This window comes from Bradyrhizobium niftali (assembly GCF_004571025.1).
GTDB lineage: Bacteria > Pseudomonadota > Alphaproteobacteria > Rhizobiales > Xanthobacteraceae > Bradyrhizobium > Bradyrhizobium niftali.
The window spans coordinates 657136-676282 of record NZ_SPQT01000002.1; the positions used below are offsets into that span (position 1 = coordinate 657136).

Here is a 19147-nt window from a genome sequence, read left to right on the forward strand (position 1 = left end):
AATGTGTCATGAGGGCACTGCTCGAACACGTCATGGCGCCGGAGGTCAGGCCGTTCGCGATCGCGGCGGCCATGATCGTCATCGTCGGCTCGCTCGAGGTGATCACGATGCTGGTCGGAGCCTCCTTGAGTGAGATGCTCGGCACCGGCATCGATTTCAGTCACCCCAGCGACAACGGCGTGCTCAACGCCATTTCGTGGATCAATGTCGGCGGCGTGCCGCTGCTGATCTTCCTGCTGCTGATGCTCGGCGCCTTCTCGATCACCGGATTCCTGATCCAGGACATCGCCCGGCTGGTCGCCGGTCCCTTGCCGGCAACGATCGCTTCGATCGGGGCCGTCGCGGCCTCGGTTCCGCTGGTCCGCGTCACCAGCCGCGCCATCGCGCGGGCCATTCCCAAAGATGAAAGCTATGCCGTCGGTCTCGGCGACCTCGTCGGCCGCGTCGGCGAGGTCGTCATCGGTCCGCTCGATCAGGGGCCGCCCGGCCGCGTCAGCGTCGCCGACGTCCACGGCAACAGGCACTTCGTCTGGGCGGTCGCGGCGCCCGCATCGGGACCATTGGAGCAGGGAACCATGGTCCTCCTGGTCGATCGCGTCGGCACCCGCTTCGTGGCGGTCAAGGCCGACGATGAACTGAAGCCGTCCAAGCCGACTCTAAGCAGTTAGCCAGCCAAAGCTCATTAGCGGAGAAAGTCATGTTTGACATTGCAGTCCCGGCCATGATCGGCGTCGCGCTAATCGTCGTCCTGGGGATCGTCTTCACCATCCTCTACAAGCGCGCCACGCGCGACGAGGCCTTCGTGCGCACCGGCCTCGGCGGCAAGAAGGTCGTGCTCGACGGCGGCGCCATGATCCTGCCGATCTTCCATTCCTATGCCAGCGTCAATCTGAAGACGCTGCGGCTCACCGTCGAGCGCAAGGAGCGGGAATCCCTGATCACCAAGGATCGCCTCCGCGTCGACATCGTCGCCGAGTTCTACGTGCGCGTCCGCCCCGACGACGAGAGCATCGCGCTCGCCAGCCAGACTCTGGGCGCGCTGACCAATGACGCCGAAGCCCTGCGTAACCAGGTCGAGGCGAAATTCGTCGACGGTCTGCGTTCGGTGGCGGCCACCATGTCCATCCTGGAGTTGCAGGAAAAGCGCAGCGACTTCGTCAAGCACGTGCAAGCGACCGTGGAGTCGGACGTCAAATCCAACGGTCTCGAGCTCGAATCGGTGTCGCTGACCAAGCTCGACCAGACCGATGTGAAATTCTTCAATCCGGAAAACTTCTTTGACGCCGAAGGTCTGACCCAGCTCAAGACCGTTACCGAGACGCGCCGGCGCGACCGCAACTCGATCGTGCGCGACAACGAGGTGGCGATTGCGCAAAAGGACCTCGAGGCGCGGCAGCAGACCCTGACCATCGAGCGCACCAAGAAGGAGGCCGAGCTTTCCCAGGAGCGCGACATCGCCAACAAGACCGCGAGCACCCGCGCCGAAGTCGCGACCGCAACCCAGACCGCGCGCCTGACCGAGGAGAACGCCCGCATCGACACCGACCGGGCGGTCGCCGAGAAGGAGGCGGGCGCCAAGCAGGTCAAGGAAACGGCGGTGATCGAGTCGGATCTCGCGATCAACAAGCGCAAGACCGACGCGCAGCGCGAGATCCAGATCGCGACCCAGGAGAACGAGATCCAGATCGCGGCCAAGAGCAAGCAGACCTCGGAAGCTGTGGCCGAAGCCAAGACGGCCGAGGCGATCGCCGTCTCCGCGGAGGAAAAGGTCGTGACCGCACGCGCGGTCGAGGTGGCCGATCGTGCCCGTCTCACCCAGGTGCTTGCCGCGCGCACCGAGGCCGAGCGCAAGTCGACCGAGCTGATCGTCGCGGCCGAAGCCGAAAAGAAGGCCTCGCTCGATCGCGCCGAGGCCGTCAAGACACTGGCCACCGCGGAAGCCGAGTCCAACAAGATCAAGGCTGTCGGCGTCAGGAATATCGGCGAGGCCGAGGCCGCAATCATCACGCTCAAGAACGAGGCGCAGAACAAGCTCGGCGCCAACGTCATCGACTTCGAGATCGCCAAGAAGCGGATCGAGACCATGCCCTCGGCCCTCGCCGAGATGGTCAGGCCGATCGCCAACCTCAAGGACGTCCGCATCCTGCACACCGGCGGCGCGTTCGGCGGTAACGGCGCCGGCGGCAATGTCGGTTTCGGCGAAGGGCTCGCGGGCGAGCTGCTCAAGGTGCACGCGCTGCGTCCGATGATCGACGAGATCCTGCGCCAGAGCGGCTTTGCGCCGGGCGACGATCCCGTGCAGGCGCTGGTCGGTGCCGTGACGGGCAAGAGCAATGGTGCCGCGGTGCCGGCGCCCGCGCCGGAGAAGACAAACTCCGCCGATCTATGAATGCCCGTTCATTGCTGCGGAGAATTCGAATCGATAAGAAATCCCCCTGCGCGTCGTGCACAGCTCCGGAGTGCTGATCGAAGCGTGTTGAACGTTTCGATCAGGCTCCGGCCGAATCGTTGGAGGCAACGCCATTTGTTGCCGCGGCGCCTGCGCCGATCGACGTCAGGCGCTTAAAGCTTGTTTCGATCCAGGGAATTTCACATGAAGTATTTTCTGTCTGCACTGATTGCGATCGGTCTTTCGATTGCCGCCACACCGTCGTTTGCAGCTGACGCCCGCAACGTCACCGTCGTCAACGAGACCGGCTATGCCATCAAATTCCTGGGCTTCAACGCGCCGGACGATGGCCTGGACGAATGGGACAACGAGCTCGACAAGGTTTTGCAGAACCAGGCGAGCACCTATGTCGAGTTCGACGATGACGACGAGGGATGTGTCTGGAACATCCGCGTCGACTGGCAGAATTACGACGAGGCCGTGCTCTGGAAGAACGTCAATCTCTGCAAGTTCACCGCGCTGCGGCTGCGCTACGACGCCGGCACCAAGACCACGTCCTTCGTCGCCGAATAGTTTTCCGCCTGACAGGCCCGGAGGAGGGGCCGTCCGGCCCTTCCTCAGGCGCGTTGCGGAAGATGACGAATTCGTCCTTTGCAAGCGCAACCGGCTTTGTTATACGCAGCCGCGCGCGAACGAACGGTTCGCCCTTTTCCTCGGTAGCTCAGCGGTAGAGCATCCGACTGTTAATCGGATGGTCGCTGGTTCGAATCCAGCCCGGGGAGCCAAATTTCACCGCAATTTCAGTAACTTGCACCCGTGCTTTGATGCGGCGCGCGACGTTGCTCGGGCCGTCTCTCAACACGGTTGCGGGCCCGCTTGCGATGCAGAATCGTGTTCAAGCAAACGTGTCCTGACCGCGGCTTCGCGCCCGCAGGGCTGGCACCAAATCGACTTAATTCAAATCGAGCTTCGCCGGGCCGGACCCTTACGGAGCTGATTCCCATGCCCGACATCCAGATCGACCGTGCCCCACTGGCTCCCTCGATTCTGCCGGCCGACATTCCCGAGCTCAGCGACGACGAATGCATCGCCTGCCTGGCGCGCGCGGTCGAGACGCCCGATTCGGCACGGCTGGACGAGGTCGCCGCCCTGATCGGCCGCCTCGCGGTAACGATCGAATAGTCCATCACCCCCTGATGCGGTGAGTCGCTGAAGCGTTGGCCGGCGGCGGCCAACGCCCATGTTGCGTTTTCGCCGGGCATGTTCCAAAGATGCCGGCAACTTTCGTCCGCGGCATCGTCCGCATTTCAGGGTCCGCAAATGTCCGGTTTTTCGACCGCGCGCCTCAAAATGGTCGATGGCCAGGTGCGCACCAATGACGTCACTGATCGCCGTGTCCTCGACGCCATGCTCACGGTTCCGCGCGAGGCCTTCGTGCCGGCCAGCCGGCAGGCCCTGGCCTATCTCGACCTCGACCTCGATGTGAGCGAGGGCGGCGGCAAGCGGTTCCTGATCAAGCCGCAGCTGACCGGCAAGCTGCTCCAGGCCGCCGAGATCGGCGAGGGTGACAACGTGCTGGTCGTCGGCTGCGCCACCGGCTACCTCGCCGCGTTGGCCGCCAAGCTGGCGCGTCAGGTCACCGCGACGGAATACGATTCGGCCCTGGTCGCGAAGGCCAAGGACGCTTTCGCCGCCCTCGGGCTCGCCAATGTCACCTGCAAGGCCGCTTCCTGCACCGAGGGGGACCCCTCTGGCGCGCCCTACGACGTGATTATCCTCAATGGCGCTGTCGAGGTGACGCCGGAAGGGCTGCTCGGGCAGCTTAGGGAAGGCGGGCGTCTGGTGGGGGTGTCTGCCGAATCCCGGCCGCCGCGGGCCATGATTGTGACCCATACCCACGGCGAATTCGGCCATCGGGCGCTGTTCGATGCCGGTGCCCCGGTCCTCCCCGGGCTGGAACGGGCCGCCGCATTCGTCTTCTGACGGTCCAAAGCCCGTTAAAATCCCGTTCTGAATCAGAAGTGTGGCCGGGATGCTGCACGTGAAGAGTTTCCACCGAGAACTACCTTGAGGTAGTTCCGTCGCGTCGATCCGCGGCCTATGTTGCGACGGGGCAACGACTCCACTCGGTTGACGTAACCCAGCTCGCGGGCACGAGCCGGACGTTAGAATGAACGGAATTTTTGGGATGCATGGGGTGAAGCTCTTCACCGGAGCGGCGGTTTCGGTCTTGGTGCTGGCGCTTGCCGGGCCGACGCCTGCCTTGGCGGACACGATCGAGGCCGCCTTGGTGCGCGCCTATCAGAACAATCCGCAGCTCAACGCGCAGCGTGCCCAGGTGCGCTCGACCGACGAGAACGTGCCGCAGGCCTTGTCGGGCTACCGTCCCAAGGTCGCGCTGACTGCGAGCGGCGGCTATCAATATCAGGATCAGCAAAGCGCGCTGGGCAGCAACCCGTTCTTCGGGGCCACGGCGCCCCGCGCCGTCGGCGTGACCGTCAACCAGACGCTCTATAACGGCAACATCACCGCAAACAGAACGCGCGCGGCGGAGAGCCAGGTCTCCGGATCCCGCGAAGCGCTGCGCAGTCTCGATCAGACCGTGCTGCTCCAGGGCGCCACCACCTACATGGACTATCTGCGTGACGCCGCCACGCTCGAAGTCCAGCGCAGCAACGTGCGCGTGCTCGAGCAGACGTTGAAGCAGACGCGCGATCGCTTCAACGTCGGCGAAGTGACACGCACCGACGTTGCGCAATCGGAAGCACAGCTTGCGGCCGGCAGGACGCAGGCGCTTACCGCCGAAGCAAATCTCACCACGACGCGCGCGAACTTCCGCCGCATCATCGGTAACGAGCCGACGAATCTTGCGCCCGGCTCACCTGTCGATCGCTTCCTGCCCGCAACGCTTGCCGCAGCGGTCGAGCTCGGCTTGGTCGAGCATCCCAACGTCACGGCCGCAATGTTCGGCATCGACGTCAATTTTCTGCAGGTCAAGGTCGCCGAAGGCGCGCTGCTGCCGACGGTCACGGTGCAGGTTGCCGCCCAACAGGCGAACGAACAGTCCTTGATTCAATACAGGGCAACCAGCGCGTCCGCGATCGCTTCGGCCAATTGGCAGCTCTATGATGGTGGCAATTCGTATGCGCTGATCCGCCAGTCCAAGGAAAACCTGGCGCAGCAGCGTCTCAACCTCGAGACGACGCGCGACCAGACTCGTGCGAACGTGGTGCAGTTCTGGGGGACGTTGCAGGCCGGCAAAGCGCAGGTGCAGTCGGCGCAGGCGCAGGTCACGGCGTCCGAGATCGCGCTGAACGGTGTGCGTGAAGAAGCAAAGGCCGGTCAGCGCACCACCCTCGACGTGCTCAACGCGCAGCAGGCGCTGGTCAATGCGCGAGTCGCCTTGGTTACCGCGCAGCATGACCGGGTCGTTGCATCTTATAACGTTCTCGCCGCTATCGGCCGGCTGTCGCCGCAGGTCCTCGGCCTTGCGACCACGGTTTACGATCCCACCGTTCACTACCACCAGGTCCGCGACAGCTGGGCCGGTGTTCGCACGCCTGACGGGCGCTGAAGTCCCGGAAGTCCCGTAAGTGTCCGGTCGGCCTCGCGAACAGCCGACGCCGACCGGTGCTTTGCTTGCAATCATCAAAATCCCTGACATAGCCTTGCCAAGAAGATGCGGGTCGATTCGCCCCGCATTCGATGTCGTGTGCGTAAAGCTTGAGTGCCGAGGGCAGGGGCGCACCGCCGCACGTTGAGCCGTGATCTGGGGACAAGTCGGGCCGCCGTGACGAAAATGTCGGGGCGTCCGTTGCGGAACCGGCCAATCCTGTCGTGCTTGGTGTAAAACAACGCATGCGAGGGCGTTGATGATGTGGAGTCGGAGATGACGCAGCCTGCAAAGGTCACAGAACCCTCGATGGAGGAGATTCTGGCCTCGATCCGGCGCATCATTGCCGACGATGAGGCCAAGCCGCCGCCGGCAGAGATCGCGAATCCCGGGAAGGCCGCGGCGCCTGCGGCGCCCGCAGCAAAGCCGCAGGCGATGAACGACATTCCGCCCTCCAAGGTCGCCCCCGCCAAACCTGCCGCCGAGAAGCCCGCACCGCCTCCGGCTGCAAAGCCGGCGCCGCCGCCTGCACCTGCGGCGGCTGCCTCTCCAAACAGCCAGGACGATATCGACGCGCTGCTGGCGGGGCTCGACACAGCCACGTCAGCGCCTGAGGTCCGTGCTCCGGAACCCGAGCCGGAGCCGGAGCCCGAGCCCGACGTGCTCGAATTAACCGACGACATGGCGATGGACCCGGAGCCGACACCGCCTCCGCCGCCGCCGAGCTTCCGCAAGGTCGAGCCGCGCGACGATCTCGAATTCGCCGAATCGCCGCCGCCGCGCCCGTCGCCGTCCTACGCGCCCGCGGATTTCGATGCCCCGCCGCTGCCGCCGCAGCAGCCGATCCTCGCGCAATCGACGGTCTCCGCGGTCGAATCCGCCTTCAATTCCCTGGCCCATACGGTGCTCAGCAGCAACGCGCGGACGCTGGAGGACCTGGTCAAGGAGATGCTGCGCCCGATGCTGAAGTCCTGGCTCGACGACAACCTGCCGGGCCTGGTTGAGCGCATCGTGAAGGCCGAAATCGAGCGGGTCTCGCGCGGCGGCCGGTAGAGCAGGCCGCGGAGCCCTGATAAAGCCCCGCTTGTGCGTCACATTCGGTCCGCCGACCGGGCCGGAAAGCCCGTTTGCCGCTGAGCTTTCGTTGACCTTTTCGTTGACTTGCCCCCCGCGCGCGGCTTTCTAGCAGCCCCATGATCGAGAAAAATTACCAGCCCGCCGATATCGAAACCCGCATGTCCGTGGTGTGGGAGGACAGCCGTGCCTTCAAGGCCGGCCGCCCGGACCGCCGCGACGCAGTGCCCTTTACCATCGTGATCCCCCCGCCGAACGTGACGGGCTCGCTGCACATGGGCCACGCCCTCAACAACACGCTCCAGGACATCCTGTGCCGGTTCGAGCGCATGCGCGGCCGCGACGTGCTGTGGCAGCCCGGCACCGACCACGCCGGCATCGCCACCCAGATGGTGGTCGAGCGGCAGCTGATGGAGCGCCAGCAGCCCGGCCGCCGCGAGATGGGCCGCGAGAAGTTCCTGGAGCGGGTCTGGCAGTGGAAGGCCGAGAGCGGCGACACCATCATCAACCAGCTCAAGCGGCTCGGCGCGTCCTGCGACTGGTCGCGCGAACGCTTCACCATGGATGAGGGCCTGTCCAAGGCTGTCATCAAGGTGTTCGTCGAGCTGCACCGCGACGGCCTGATCTACAAGGACAAGCGGCTGGTGAACTGGGACACCAAGCTCTTGACCGCGATCTCCGATCTCGAAGTGCAGCAGACCGAGGTCAAGGGCAGCCTCTGGTATCTGCGCTATCCGATCGAGGGCAAGACGTTCAGCCCTGAGGATCCCTCGAGCTTCATCGTCGTCGCCACGACGCGCCCGGAGACCATGCTCGGCGATACCGGTGTCGCCGTGCATCCCGATGACGAGCGCTATCAGAAGCTGGTCGGCAAGAACGTCATCCTGCCGCTGGTCGGCCGCAAGATCCAGATCGTCGCCGACGACTATTCCGATCCGGAGAAGGGCTCGGGCGCGGTGAAGGTGACGCCGGCGCACGACTTCAACGACTTCGAGGTCGGCAATCGCCACGGCCTGCGCCGGATCAGCGTGCTCGACAAGGAAGGTTGCCTCGATCTCCTCGACAACGAGGACTATCTGCGCGACCTGCCGGAAGGCGCCTCGCAATTCGCCGAGGAGTTCAACAAGGTCGATCGCTTCGTTGCGCGCAAGCGCATCGTCGACCGGCTGGAATCGTTCGGCTTCGTCGAGCGGATCGAGCCGCACACCCACATGGTGCCGCACGGCGACCGCTCGAACAGCGTGATCGAGCCCTATCTCACCGACCAGTGGTACGTCGACGCCAAGACACTCGCAAAACCCGCGATCGCGGCGGTGCGTTCGGGCGAAACCAGCTTCGTGCCGAAAAACTGGGAAAAGACCTATTACGAGTGGATGGAGAACATCCAGCCCTGGTGCATCTCGCGCCAGCTCTGGTGGGGCCACCAGATCCCCGCCTGGTACGGGCCTGACGGGAAGGTGTTCGTCGCCGAGACCGAGGAGGAGGCCGTCAGCCACGCGCTCGGCTACTACGTCGAGCAGGAGGTCATCACGGCCGAGCAGGGGCGCGAGATGGCGCTCGACCGCAACAAGCGCGAAGGCTTCATCACGCGTGATGAAGACGTGCTCGACACCTGGTTCTCCTCGGCGCTGTGGCCGTTCTCGACGCTCGGCTGGCCCGAAGATGCACCCGAGGTGCGGCGCTATTACCCGACCAACGCGCTGGTGACCGGCTTCGACATCATCTTCTTCTGGGTCGCCCGCATGATGATGATGGGCCTGCACTTCATGAAGGAGGTGCCGTTCTCGACGATCTACATCCACGCCCTCGTCCGCGACGAGAAGGGGGCCAAGATGTCGAAGTCGAAGGGCAACGTCATCGATCCGCTCAACCTGATCGACGAATACGGTGCGGATGCGCTGCGCTTCACGCTGGCCGCGATGGCGGCGCAGGGGCGCGACATCAAGCTCGCCACCAGCCGCGTCGAGGGCTACCGCAATTTCGCGACCAAGCTCTGGAATGCGTCCCGCTTCGCGGAGATGAACCACTGCGCCGTGCCCGACGGTTTCGAACCGGCAAAGGCCAAGGAGACGCTGAATCGCTGGATCGCGCATGAGAGCGCGCACACCACGCGCGAGGTGACCGAGGCGATCGAGGCCTATCGCTTCAACGATGCCGCCGGCGCGATCTACCGCTTCGTCTGGAACGTCTATTGCGACTGGTATGTCGAGCTCGCAAAGCCCGTGCTGCTCGGCCCGGACAGCCCCGCCAAGGACGAGACCCGCGCCATGGTCGCCTGGGCGCGCGACGAGATTTTGAAGCTGCTCCACCCCTTCATGCCCTTCATCACCGAAGAGTTGTGGGAGGTGACGGCCAAGCGCGACGGCCTGCTTGCACTGGCGCAATGGCCGCTGAAGCCCTCCGCCCCGACACCGGAGCAACTCGTGATGCTCGCGGCAGCCGCCGGTCCGACCGATCCGTTGATCTCGCCGGCCCTGATCATGCCGATCTTCGACCATGCCGACTTCACCGATCCCAAGGCGGAAGCCGAGATCGGCTGGGTGATCGACCTGATCACGCAGATCCGCTCGGTGCGCGCCGAGATGAACATTGCGCCGGCGACGCTGACCGCCCTGGTGCTCGTCGGCGCCTCGGCCGAGACCAGGGAACGCGCGCCGCGCTGGACCGACGTCATCAAGCGCATGGCGCGGCTCTCTGACATCTCCTTCGCCGATCGCGCACCTGACGGCGCGGTTCAGCTGCTGGTGCGCGGCGAAGTGGCCGCGCTGCCGCTGAAGGGCGTGATCGACGTCGCCGCCGAGCGCACGCGCCTCGACAAGGAGATCGGGAAGGCCGACGCGGACATCAAGCGCGCCGAGTCCAAGCTGGCGAACGAGAAATTCGTCGCCAACGCGGCCGAGGAGGTCGTCGAGGAGGAGCGCGAAAAGCGCGAGGCGGCGCTGGCCCGCAAGGCCAAGCTGCTCGAGGCGCTGGAGCGGCTGAAGCTGGCGTCGTGAGACGCCCGTCATTCCGGGGCGATGCGTAGCATCGAACCCGGAATCGCGAGATTCCCCGGTGCGCAATTGCGCACCTGCGGTCTGGTCCTTCGGACCATCCCGGAATGACAGTCATTTCGGAAACGGCTTGCTCAGAAACTTCGAGCCCCTGACGCCATAGCGCCAGGGCAGCTCGACGGCCTTTGTGATGCCGATCCGGATGCCTGTCGCCACCTCGAAATCCTCCGTCCGCGCATGCAGCGCGATCGGCGGCCGGTCCAGCGGCAGGGCGTTGTGCGCGATGGTGATGCCGAGCGCCTCGGTCAGCTTGCCCGGGCCCGAGCACAGCGCGTGCACGTCCTGGAGATGACGGCGGCGGCGCATGGCGGCGATGCCGTGTGTCGGCTCCAGCGCGCGGATCAGCACAGCGGCGGCCGAGCCTTCCGCCTCGCAGACGAAATTGACGCACCAGTGGATGCCGTAGGAGCGGTAGACATAGGCAAAGCCCGGCGGGCCGAACATGACCTGGTTCCGCGGCGTCGGGCCATTGTAGGAGTGCGCCGCCGGCTCGGTATGATGATAGGCCTCGACCTCGACGATGCGGCCGCCGACGCCGTCCAGCAGCATGGTGGCACCGATCAGGTCATGGGCGACCTCGCGGACGTTGCGGCCAAAAAAGGCGCGCTTCAGGGCCTTGCCGAGCCGCGGCGTAGAAGTCTTCGAGGTTGGAGCCATTCGAGGTGAGAATCGCCTGAGAACTGAGCAGGATATTGCCCATATCTGCCATGTTCCCTGAAGCGGTGCGAGCCGGGTTGCGATGCCGGGCGAGACCGACTAGGTAGGACCTGAACAGACCGGACACCCCATGGTCGTTATTGTCGATACCATCTCGAACCCGCTGCGCCCGCGCCACCCCGAAAAGGTGAATCGCCCCGATTCCGCTTCGCCGCCGAAGCCGGACTGGATCCGCGTGCGCGCGCCCAACACGCGCGGCTATGCCGACACCCGCAACATCGTGCGCGCCAACGGCCTGCACACGGTGTGCGAGGAGGCGGGCTGCCCGAACATCGGCGAGTGCTGGGACAAGAAGCACGCGACCTTCATGATCATGGGTGACACCTGCACCCGAGCCTGCGCCTTCTGCAACGTCAAGACCGGCCTGCCCAACGCGCTGGATGCGGCCGAGCCGCAGAACGTTGCCGAGGCCGTTGCCAAGCTCGGTCTTGCCCACGTCGTCATCACCTCCGTCGACCGGGACGATCTTGCCGATGGTGGCGCCGAGCATTTCGCCCAGACCATCCGTGCGATCCGGGCCGCGTGCCCTTCGACCACGATCGAGATCCTGACGCCCGACTTCCTGCGCAAGGACGGAGCGCTCGAGATCGTCGTCGCGGCCAGGCCCGACGTGTTCAACCACAATCTCGAGACCGTGCCGTCGCGCTATCTCACGGTGCGGCCCGGCGCGCGCTACTTCCATTCGATCCGGCTGTTGCAGCGGGTCAAGGAGCTCGATGCGTCCATCTTCAGCAAGTCCGGCATCATGGTGGGCCTGGGTGAAGAGCGTCACGAGGTGCAGCAGGTGATGGATGATCTGCGCTCGGCTGACGTCGACTTCCTGACCATCGGGCAATATCTCCAGCCGACCCGCAAGCATCACGCGGTCATGCGCTACGTGCCGCCGGACGAGTTTTCGTCCTATGAAAAGGTCGCCTACACCAAGGGCTTCCTGATGGTGTCGGCGAGCCCGCTCACCCGCTCGTCGCATCATGCCGGCGAGGATTTCGCGAGACTGAAGGCTGCGCGGGCAGCTCAAGCCCGCTGACGTACCATGCATCGAGTTTCGAGCAAGCACCGCGTCAACCACAGTGCGTCCGAGATGTTTGATCTGGTCGCCGATGTCGAGCGCTATCCGGAATTCGTGCCGCTGTGCAGCGCGCTGAAGGTGCGGCAGCGGATGGCGAAGCCCGACGGCACCGAGGTGCTGGTCGCCGACATGACGGTGTCGTTCAAGCTGGTCAAGGAGTCCTTCACCAGCCGCGTGACGCTCGACCGCGCCAACCTGAAAATTCTGGTCGAGTATCTGCAAGGCCCGTTCCGTAATCTGGAAAACCGCTGGACGTTCGAGCCCAAGGGTGAGGGCGTCTGCGACGTCGGCTTCTTCCTCGCCTACGAGTTCAAGAGCCGCATGCTGGCGATGCTGATGGGATCGATGTTCGATGCCGCCTTCGCACGCTTCTCCACTGCATTCGAGAAACGCGCGGATGCGATCTACGGACGGCCGAAGCTGGCGTCGACGTAGCCTAGGCTGGGCACACTCTTTCCGCCGTCATTGCGAGGAGCCCTTGCGACGAAGCAATCCAGAGTCATTCCGCGGAGGGATTCTGGATTGCTTCGCTGCGCTCGCAATGACAGTGGGGCTCAATCCACCGCTTTGACAACATCCGGCGGCTGCGAGGCGTAGTAGGCCGCGGCCTGCTCGATCTCCTGTGGCGTCATTGCGCGCGCGATGTTGCGCATCTGCTGGCTGATGTCGTTGCGCCGTTCGCCTGAGGCGAAGGCCTGGAGCTGGGCCTTCATGTAGGCCTCGGACTGGCCTTCGAGCCATGGGCTGCCGGTCTTGTTGTCGAGGCTGCCATGGCAGGCGCCGCACGGCGCGATGCCGCGGATCGGCGCGCCGTAGATGACGATGTTGGGTTTCGGCAGAAGCGGCGTCGGGTGATAGGCCGGCAGCCGCGGCAGATAGGCGTAGTAGTTCGAGAGGTCGGCGATCTCCTGGTCGGTCAGGTTGACGGCGAATGGCGACATCACGGCATTGGTGCGCGCGCCGGAACGGAAATCGTGCAGCTCCTTGTAGATCACGGCCGCATACTGACCGGCGAGGTTGGGCGAGTCCGCGCGACTGATGCCGGTCGGGCCGTGGCAGATCGCGCAGCGCTGCGCGAGCGTGGCGCCGCGGCCAATCGCCTCCTGGCTCGGACGCGACAGCGTGTGCGAGGTGAGCACGACATCCGAAAGACGCTTGCTCTGCTCGGGCGCCGTCACGCTTGCCGCGCGCCGCGGCACGCCGGCGGCGCTACAGATCGCATCCCAGACATTGGCGAACTGCACCCAGGGCTGCGCGAAGGGCAGCACGATGAATCCGGCAATCGCCGTCACGACGAGCATCACAGCAGTGATGCCGACGCCAATCTTGAAATGGCCGTTACGGAAGGTGAAGAGGTCGCGCGTGCTCATCACTGCGCTCCCACATAGACGGCCGGCACCGACGTGCCCTCGGTCAGTGCCAGCGTCAGGATCGGATAGCCGTAATTGGTGATGGTCAGCGCGATCATCAGCGCCACCCACAGCGCGTGGGTGTTGAGCGCGACCGGCACCGTCGCCGGCTGGTGCACGGCCAGCGCAAAGCGATAGGGGCCGGCGTCAGCCTGTGGCGCACGCATCCCTCGGGCCAGAATGACCAGGAATATGATGCCTGAGGTCAGCAGGATGAAACCGCCAATCGCGGAGAACGTGACGGAGAGCGCCTGCGGCGCGATCGCGGGATCGCCGAAGTCGAAATAGGCCATTCGGCGCGGCATGCCCAGGATGCCGACCCAGTGCCAGGGGAATGTGGTGACGATCATGCCGACGAACCACAGCCAGAGCTGGGTGCGGATCAGGCGAAGGTCGGTCAGCTCGCGCCCGGTGAGGTGCGGCCACAGATCATAGGCGATCGCGAAATACATGATCACGATGGCGCCGCCGAAGATCAGGTGGAAGTGGCCCGTGATCCACTGCGTGTTGTGGATCGATGCGTCGAGCTGATAGCTCATGTTGATGAGGCCGCCGGCACCGCCGAAGCCGAGCATGACGAACGAGAAGGCGAGCGCCAGCATCATCGGGTTGTCCCAGGGCAGCGCCCTGATCCAGCCGAACAGGCCGCGCCCGCCGCGCAGCCGCGCGGCGATTTCGACCGAGGCGCAGATCGTGAACACGGTCAGCAGCGTCGGCAGCGCGACCAGCGCGGTGAAGGCCGAATGGATGAACTTGAAGCCGGCGCCGACTTGCGGATCGGCGAAGGTGTGGTGCATGCCGATCGGCATCGCCACCACCAGGAACAGGATGAATGAGATCCGCGCCATGGTGTCGGAATAGACCCGGCCGCCGATCGCGCGCGGCACGATAGCGTAGTAGGCAATGTAGGTCGGCATCAGCCAGAAATAGACGATGGCGTGCAGCGTCCAGGAGAAGAAGACACGGGCAAGACCGGCGTCGATCGTCGCCTTCAGCCCCGCCGCAACCGGAATGATCTGGAGCAGCAGCTCGAGCGCCGCGCCGACCGCGGTCCACGCCCACAAATAGGAGCCGGCGACATTGGCGAACATGGCGAGCGGCACCGGCGCGCCGGGATGGGCCTTTCGCCAGACGCGCAGATTGACCGCCATCAGCGCGACCCAGACCCACGAGCCGACCACGACCAGGACGACGCCGAGATAGTAGAAGACGTTGCCGATCAGCGGCGGATAGAACGTGTAGAGCACCGAGGCGCGCCCGAGCGCGATCGGGATCACGGCCATGATGCTGCCGGCAACGATCAGCCAGAATCCGGCCCAGGCCCAGCGCACGCCGACCAGGCGCTGCTCCAGCGCGGACTCGCTGATGGCGTAGCCAAAGCCCATCGCGACCAGGGTCGGGAACACGTAGCCCATCACCGTGCCGTGCGCGGTCAGCGAGCGATAATAGAGCTCGGGGTTGGAGAGCCAGGTGCCGATCGGGCTGCGGATGAACATCTGCCAGGCGCCGAGCGTGAGCGCGACGCCGAACACGGCGAAGGCGAACCAGAAATGGGCGAGGATGAGCTTCCTATTGGCCAACACAGCTCAGCCTCCCGCCGCCCTTCGCACGATTGGCAAAGTCGGTCTTGTCGATCACCTGGACCTTGCCCCACATGCCCTCATGGCCAAAGGAGCAGAACTCCTGGCAGGGCATCAGATAGTCGCCGGTCCTGGTAAAGCGCATCAGCTGCTCGGAGATGTAGCCCGGCACCAGCATGGTGTTGACGTTGGTGCCCTGGACCAGGATGCCGTGCACGACGTCGGCGCTGGTGGCGCGGAGCGTGATCGGCGTATCCACGGGCACCACGATGCAGGCCGGCGTGAAGGAATATTGCTGGCCGATCGCGCGTACCGTGACGTTGCCGTTGGCCTCGAGCACGCTGCCGAGATTGCTTTCGACGAATTCGCCCGAAAGATGAATGCGCGAGGGATCGGTGGTCTCGACGCGCGGCTGCGGCATGGTTGCGCGATGGATGCCGGCGAAGGCCGCCAGCAGCGCCATGCCCACGATGATGATCACGGCAATAGTCGCCCAGCGCCGCTCGACGCGGGCTGCGACCTCGGCGCTGCCATGGGTGTCCTCTGCGCTCATTGCAGCGATCCGCGCGGCAGGAAGACGAACAGATAGAAGGCGAGCCACATCGCGACCACGCAGGCCGTGGCGATACCGGCGAGCACGATCGCGCCGGACGGGCCTTGCGCGACGACCTCCTCGACGGCCTGGTCGGCGGCGGCTGGGCTGGTCGGCGGATCGGAATTGATCATGACGGATCTCTGGCGTCCTCAGTTCAGCGGTGCGGAGCGCAGCTCGTTGGCCTCGCGGGCCGAGACCGGCGTGCCGCGATTGCCCCAGGCGGTGCGGATGTAGGAGACGACGGCGGCGACCTCGTTGTCGGAGAGCAGGCCGGCGAACGGCGGCATCCCATATGGCATCGGATTGCCCTTGGTGCCCGGCGGATAGCCGCCGTTGAGCACCATGCGGATCGGGTTGACCGCCGATTGCATCTCGATCGACTGGTTGTTGGCGAGCGGCGGCCAGTGCGGCGGCTTGCCTTCGCCCTGCGTGCCGTGACAGCTCGCGCAGTTCTTGTCGTAGACGGTCTTGCCGAGGCTGATCAGCAGGCTGCTCTCGGTGGTCGGCAGCGCCGAGCTCGCTGGCGGCGGAGGGGAGGGCTCCGAGATGCCCTTGAGGTACACCGCCATAGCCTTGGTGTCCGCATCATCAAGATATTGCAGGCTGTTGTGCACGACTTCGGCCATCGGGCCGTAGACGACACCGCGCGCCGAAACGCCGGTCTGGAGCAGATCAGTGATGTCTTTGATGCTCCAGTCGCCGAGACCTGCCTCGCGGTTGGACGTGAGCGAGGGTGCGTACCAGTTCTGCATCGGGATCAGGCCGCCCTTGAAGGCGTCCGATTGCGAGGTGCCGCCGAGCGCGTTGATCGGCGAATGGCACATGCCGCAATGGCCGAGCCCCTCGACCAGGTAGGCGCCACGATTCCATTCCGCCGATTTCTTGGGGTCCGGCTTGAACTCGCCCTCGCTGAAGAACAGCGTGCGCCAGCCGAGGATCAGCTGACGGTTGTCATAGGGAAAGCGCAGCTCGTGCGGCCTGTTCTTCTGGCTGACCGGCGGGATCGAGCGCAGATAGGCGAAAATCGCGTCGCTGTCGGCGCGCGTGACCTTTGTGTAGGACGCAAACGGCATCGCCGGATAGATCAGCCCGCCATCCGGGAAGCGGCCGTTGTGCATGGTCTTGTAGAAGTCGTCCGCGCTCCACTTGCCGATCCCGGTCTCTGGATCGGGCGTGATGTTGGAGGTGTAGAGCGTGCCGAACGGCGTCGGCATGGCGCGGCCGCCGGCGAACAGGCGGCCTTCCGGTGCGGTGTGGCACGCGGTGCAGTCGCCGGCGCGGGCGAGATACTCGCCGCGCGCGACGATATCACCGGTCTTGTCCTTGTCCTGCGCCTGCGCGGCCGTTGTGAACGCGGCGAGAGCGAGGAGCGTGATCGACAGTCTTGAGCCCATCATCCGCCTCGTCAGTTGGGCTGGCTGCCGCAGCCGAACGGCAGCGCATAGGTGCCTTTCGGCACGGGAGCCGGGTTCGCGGGCGCCGGCCGCGTCGCGAGCCAGGCTGCAACGGCGGTGACGTCGGCCTCGGTCAGATGGCCGGCGACGAGCTGCATGCAGTCGGGCGATCTGGCCGTGCGGGTGCCGTAGCGCCAGGCGCCGAGTTGAGCGCTGATGTAAGGCGCGCGCAAGCCGAGCAATCCTGGGATGCCGGGCTGCATCCCCGTCAGTCCTGGACCGTGGCAGCTCACACAGGCCGGAATGTTGCGGCCGGCATCGCCGCTCGTCGCAAGCTGCTCGCCCTGCGCCAGCACGTCCTTGCTGACCTCGCTCGGCGCCGGCTGCGGCAGCGGCGGATGCTCGCTGGCAAAGTACTCCGCCATCGCCTCCAGATACGGATCGGGCAGGAATTCCAGCAGATAGTTCATCGGCGGGTATTTGCGCCGGCCGCTGCGGAAGGCGAGGAGCTGGTTGTAGAGATAGCCGGCGGGTTTGCCGGCAAGCCGCGGGAAATAGACGTCGCTGGTGCCTTCGCCCTTGTTGCCGTGACAGGGCGTGCAGGCCTCGACCCGCGCCGCCATCGTATCCGGCGGCTGGTTGGCCGTTTGTGCGGCCGCAGCGTCAATGGCGGCCAGGATGGCAATGGCCAGAGCAGTGGTGCGAGCGAACAATTCGTCGCCCTCCAGAAGGCTGGGCCGGTTGATTCCGGACCACAACATAGAGCGGCATTATTGCGCCAGTATAGTCGCGCGCAAGTTCGGAAGGGAACGATGACGTTTGGTCGTGCTCTTGCACTGCATATAACGATCGGATTCGACAAGATTTGCGTGCTTTTTGAAAAGCAGCGCAGCATCGCGGTCTCCTGGCACCGCTCGCCCGAGCCTTGCCCTGTGCTTCCATTCGCCTCGACACCAAACACAGCTGCGTGCAAACGGCGTATATCGCTATTGTGAGGCTAACGGATATTGAGTGACCACAGGGATCGACCATGGACGATATCGCACTGACGACTTTCAGGGAGATCGCGGACACCGATTTCGATGACGTGGCCGACGCGCTGATCGAGATGCAGGCTCACTATCGCGCCGTCTGCCCTGCACGGGACGTGATCATTGACGGGCTGAGGTCGAGGCCCGCCGGAGCGCGAATTCTGCTCGCTTGTGAGAACGATGAAATCGCAGGTCTTGCATGTTTCAGTGCCATCTATCCCGGACCGGGTTTGACGTCAGGCTTCTTCCTGAAGGAGCTCTACGTTCGTCACAACCGGCGCGGAGCTGGATTGGGAAAACGGCTGATGGCGCGACTGGCCGAAATCGCGCGCCAGGAGGGGCACGATCGCATCGATTGGACTGCCGACGCGGATGACCTGCGGCTTCAGCACTTCTACGAGATGCTTGGTGGGCGGGCGCTACCGGAGAAGCGGTTCTTCCGGATCGCCGGCGCGAAGCTGAGAGAACTGGCCGAGATGTAGATGTGTAGGGTGGATTAGCGAAGCGTAATCCACCAATTCTGCCGCCGCGGAGACTGAAGAGGTGGATTACGCCATGCGAGCTGCGCTTCGCGCACCCGCAGGGCTAATCCACCCTACAAGATACGGCATCACCCCCGCGGCGAGCGCGGCGGCCTGCGCTTCGCAGCATGCCTTCGCGGCGAGCGGGTCACACGCGGGCGCAGGCGGGTTGCCGCGGCGGCGCGGCGCGGCTTGGCCGCGACTTGCGGGCCGCGGGCAAGATCCATCAGCATGCGCAGCGCCTCGACGACGGAACGCTGACGCACGGCGCTGCGGCCGATCGCGCCGAAACGATGCTCGCGATGGATGATGCGACCGTCGCGCGCGGCGGCGGCGAAATGGACGAGGCCGACCGGCTTGCCGGGTGTGGCGCCGCCGGGGCCGGCGATGCCGGTGATGGCGACCGCGAGGTCGACACCGGCGCGCTCCAGCGCGCCGATCGCCATCGCGATTGCGGTCTCCTTGCTGACGGCGCCGAAATTGGTGAGCGTACCTGCTTCAACGCCGAGCATCGCGCGCTTGGCGTCGTTGGAATAGGTGACGAAGCCGCGGTCGATCACGTCGGAGGAGCCGGGGATGTCGGTCAGTGCGCCGGCAACGAGCCCGCCGGTGCAGGACTCGGCCGTGGCGATCGTCAGCTTGCGCATCCGGCACAAATCGAGCAGCGAGCGGGAGAGGGCGCGTGCGTCGCTGCCGCCCATG

At 65.1% G+C, this 19147-nt stretch carries 19 protein-coding genes and 1 tRNA gene; 12 read left to right on the forward strand and 8 right to left on the reverse strand.

Annotation, left to right across the window (positions count from 1 at the left end; all coding sequences use genetic code 11):
• Positions 1-8 precede the first annotated feature (8 nt).
• The 9 genes from E4K65_RS08370 (at position 9) to E4K65_RS08410 (ending at position 10072) form a co-directional block, all read left to right on the forward strand.
• Positions 9-668 carry an OB-fold-containig protein gene (locus E4K65_RS08370; protein WP_135173708.1) on the forward strand — a complete coding sequence of 220 codons (660 nt, stop codon included), beginning with the start codon at positions 9-11 and terminating at the stop codon, positions 666-668.
• 29 nt (positions 669-697) lie between these two features.
• Positions 698-2389 (forward strand): flotillin family protein, encoded by a 1692-nt coding sequence (locus tag E4K65_RS08375; protein ID WP_135173709.1) that lies wholly within the window; start codon positions 698-700, stop codon positions 2387-2389.
• A 204-nt stretch (positions 2390-2593) separates the two neighbouring features.
• Complete coding sequence (locus E4K65_RS08380) at positions 2594-2962, forward strand: hypothetical protein (RefSeq protein ID WP_027542746.1); 369 nt, start codon at positions 2594-2596, stop codon at positions 2960-2962.
• 137 nt (positions 2963-3099) lie between these two features.
• A tRNA-Asn gene (locus E4K65_RS08385) sits at positions 3100-3174 on the forward strand.
• Between the two features lie 217 nt (positions 3175-3391).
• Positions 3392-3571, forward strand: coding sequence for a hypothetical protein (locus E4K65_RS08390; protein ID WP_027542747.1), 180 nt, complete (start codon positions 3392-3394; stop codon positions 3569-3571).
• A 138-nt stretch (positions 3572-3709) separates the two neighbouring features.
• Positions 3710-4372: a protein-L-isoaspartate O-methyltransferase family protein gene (locus E4K65_RS08395; protein WP_167770622.1), complete on the forward strand. Its 663-nt coding sequence runs from the start codon at positions 3710-3712 to the stop codon at positions 4370-4372.
• 205 nt (positions 4373-4577) lie between these two features.
• Positions 4578-5963 (forward strand): TolC family outer membrane protein, encoded by a 1386-nt coding sequence (locus E4K65_RS08400; protein WP_135173797.1) that lies wholly within the window; start codon positions 4578-4580, stop codon positions 5961-5963.
• 315 nt (positions 5964-6278) lie between these two features.
• On the forward strand, positions 6279-7055 hold the full coding sequence (locus E4K65_RS08405; protein WP_167770623.1) for a PopZ family protein: 777 nt from the start codon (positions 6279-6281) through the stop codon (positions 7053-7055).
• A gap of 140 nt (positions 7056-7195) precedes the next feature.
• Positions 7196-10072 carry a valine--tRNA ligase gene (locus E4K65_RS08410; RefSeq protein WP_135173712.1) on the forward strand — a complete coding sequence of 959 codons (2877 nt, stop codon included), beginning with the start codon at positions 7196-7198 and terminating at the stop codon, positions 10070-10072.
• Positions 10073-10183: 111 nt separating this feature from the next.
• Here the strand turns inward: E4K65_RS08410 and E4K65_RS08420 are convergent, their stop codons facing one another.
• Positions 10184-10786: a DNA-3-methyladenine glycosylase gene (locus E4K65_RS08420; RefSeq protein ID WP_135173713.1), complete on the reverse strand. Its 603-nt coding sequence runs from the start codon at positions 10784-10786 to the stop codon at positions 10184-10186.
• 130 nt (positions 10787-10916) lie between these two features.
• On the opposite strand from E4K65_RS08420, the gene lipA reads away from it, so the two are divergent.
• Both lipA and E4K65_RS08430 read left to right on the forward strand, forming a co-directional pair.
• Positions 10917-11873, forward strand: a complete 957-nt coding sequence (gene lipA / locus E4K65_RS08425) for a lipoyl synthase (RefSeq protein ID WP_135173714.1) — start codon at positions 10917-10919, stop codon at positions 11871-11873.
• Positions 11874-11879: 6 nt separating this feature from the next.
• The gene (locus E4K65_RS08430; RefSeq protein ID WP_027542754.1) at positions 11880-12350 is read left to right on the forward strand and encodes a type II toxin-antitoxin system RatA family toxin; all 471 of its coding nucleotides are present in this window, start codon (positions 11880-11882) and stop codon (positions 12348-12350) included.
• Positions 12351-12469: 119 nt separating this feature from the next.
• Here the strand turns inward: E4K65_RS08430 and E4K65_RS08435 are convergent, their stop codons facing one another.
• Genes E4K65_RS08435 through E4K65_RS08455 form a run of 6 tightly spaced genes read right to left on the reverse strand, consistent with a single transcriptional unit; the run spans position 12470 to position 17516 of the window.
• The gene (locus tag E4K65_RS08435; protein ID WP_167770624.1) at positions 12470-13285 is read right to left on the reverse strand and encodes a c-type cytochrome; all 816 of its coding nucleotides are present in this window, start codon (positions 13283-13285) and stop codon (positions 12470-12472) included.
• Positions 13285-14907: a b(o/a)3-type cytochrome-c oxidase subunit 1 gene (locus E4K65_RS08440; protein ID WP_135173716.1), complete on the reverse strand. Its 1623-nt coding sequence runs from the start codon at positions 14905-14907 to the stop codon at positions 13285-13287. The genes E4K65_RS08435 and E4K65_RS08440 overlap by 1 nt, the downstream gene beginning before the upstream one ends.
• On the reverse strand, positions 14894-15457 hold the full coding sequence (locus E4K65_RS08445) for a cupredoxin domain-containing protein (protein ID WP_135173717.1): 564 nt from the start codon (positions 15455-15457) through the stop codon (positions 14894-14896). The genes E4K65_RS08440 and E4K65_RS08445 overlap by 14 nt, the downstream gene beginning before the upstream one ends.
• Positions 15454-15630, reverse strand: a complete 177-nt coding sequence (locus E4K65_RS47070; protein ID WP_027542758.1) for a hypothetical protein — start codon at positions 15628-15630, stop codon at positions 15454-15456. The genes E4K65_RS08445 and E4K65_RS47070 overlap by 4 nt, the downstream gene beginning before the upstream one ends.
• An 18-nt stretch (positions 15631-15648) precedes the next feature.
• On the reverse strand, positions 15649-16893 hold the full coding sequence (locus E4K65_RS08450) for a cytochrome c (RefSeq protein ID WP_167770625.1): 1245 nt from the start codon (positions 16891-16893) through the stop codon (positions 15649-15651).
• Between the two features lie 11 nt (positions 16894-16904).
• Entirely contained in the window at positions 16905-17516 is a 612-nt protein-coding gene (locus E4K65_RS08455) for a c-type cytochrome (protein WP_404559048.1), read from the reverse strand.
• 407 nt (positions 17517-17923) lie between these two features.
• On the opposite strand from E4K65_RS08455, the gene E4K65_RS08460 reads away from it, so the two are divergent.
• Positions 17924-18406: a GNAT family N-acetyltransferase gene (locus E4K65_RS08460; protein ID WP_135173720.1), complete on the forward strand. Its 483-nt coding sequence runs from the start codon at positions 17924-17926 to the stop codon at positions 18404-18406.
• A 128-nt stretch (positions 18407-18534) separates the two neighbouring features.
• On the opposite strand, the gene E4K65_RS08465 is transcribed toward E4K65_RS08460, so the two are convergent.
• Entirely contained in the window at positions 18535-19146 is a 612-nt protein-coding gene (locus tag E4K65_RS08465) for a CinA family protein (protein WP_135173721.1), read from the reverse strand.
• Position 19147: the final 1 nt, after the last annotated feature.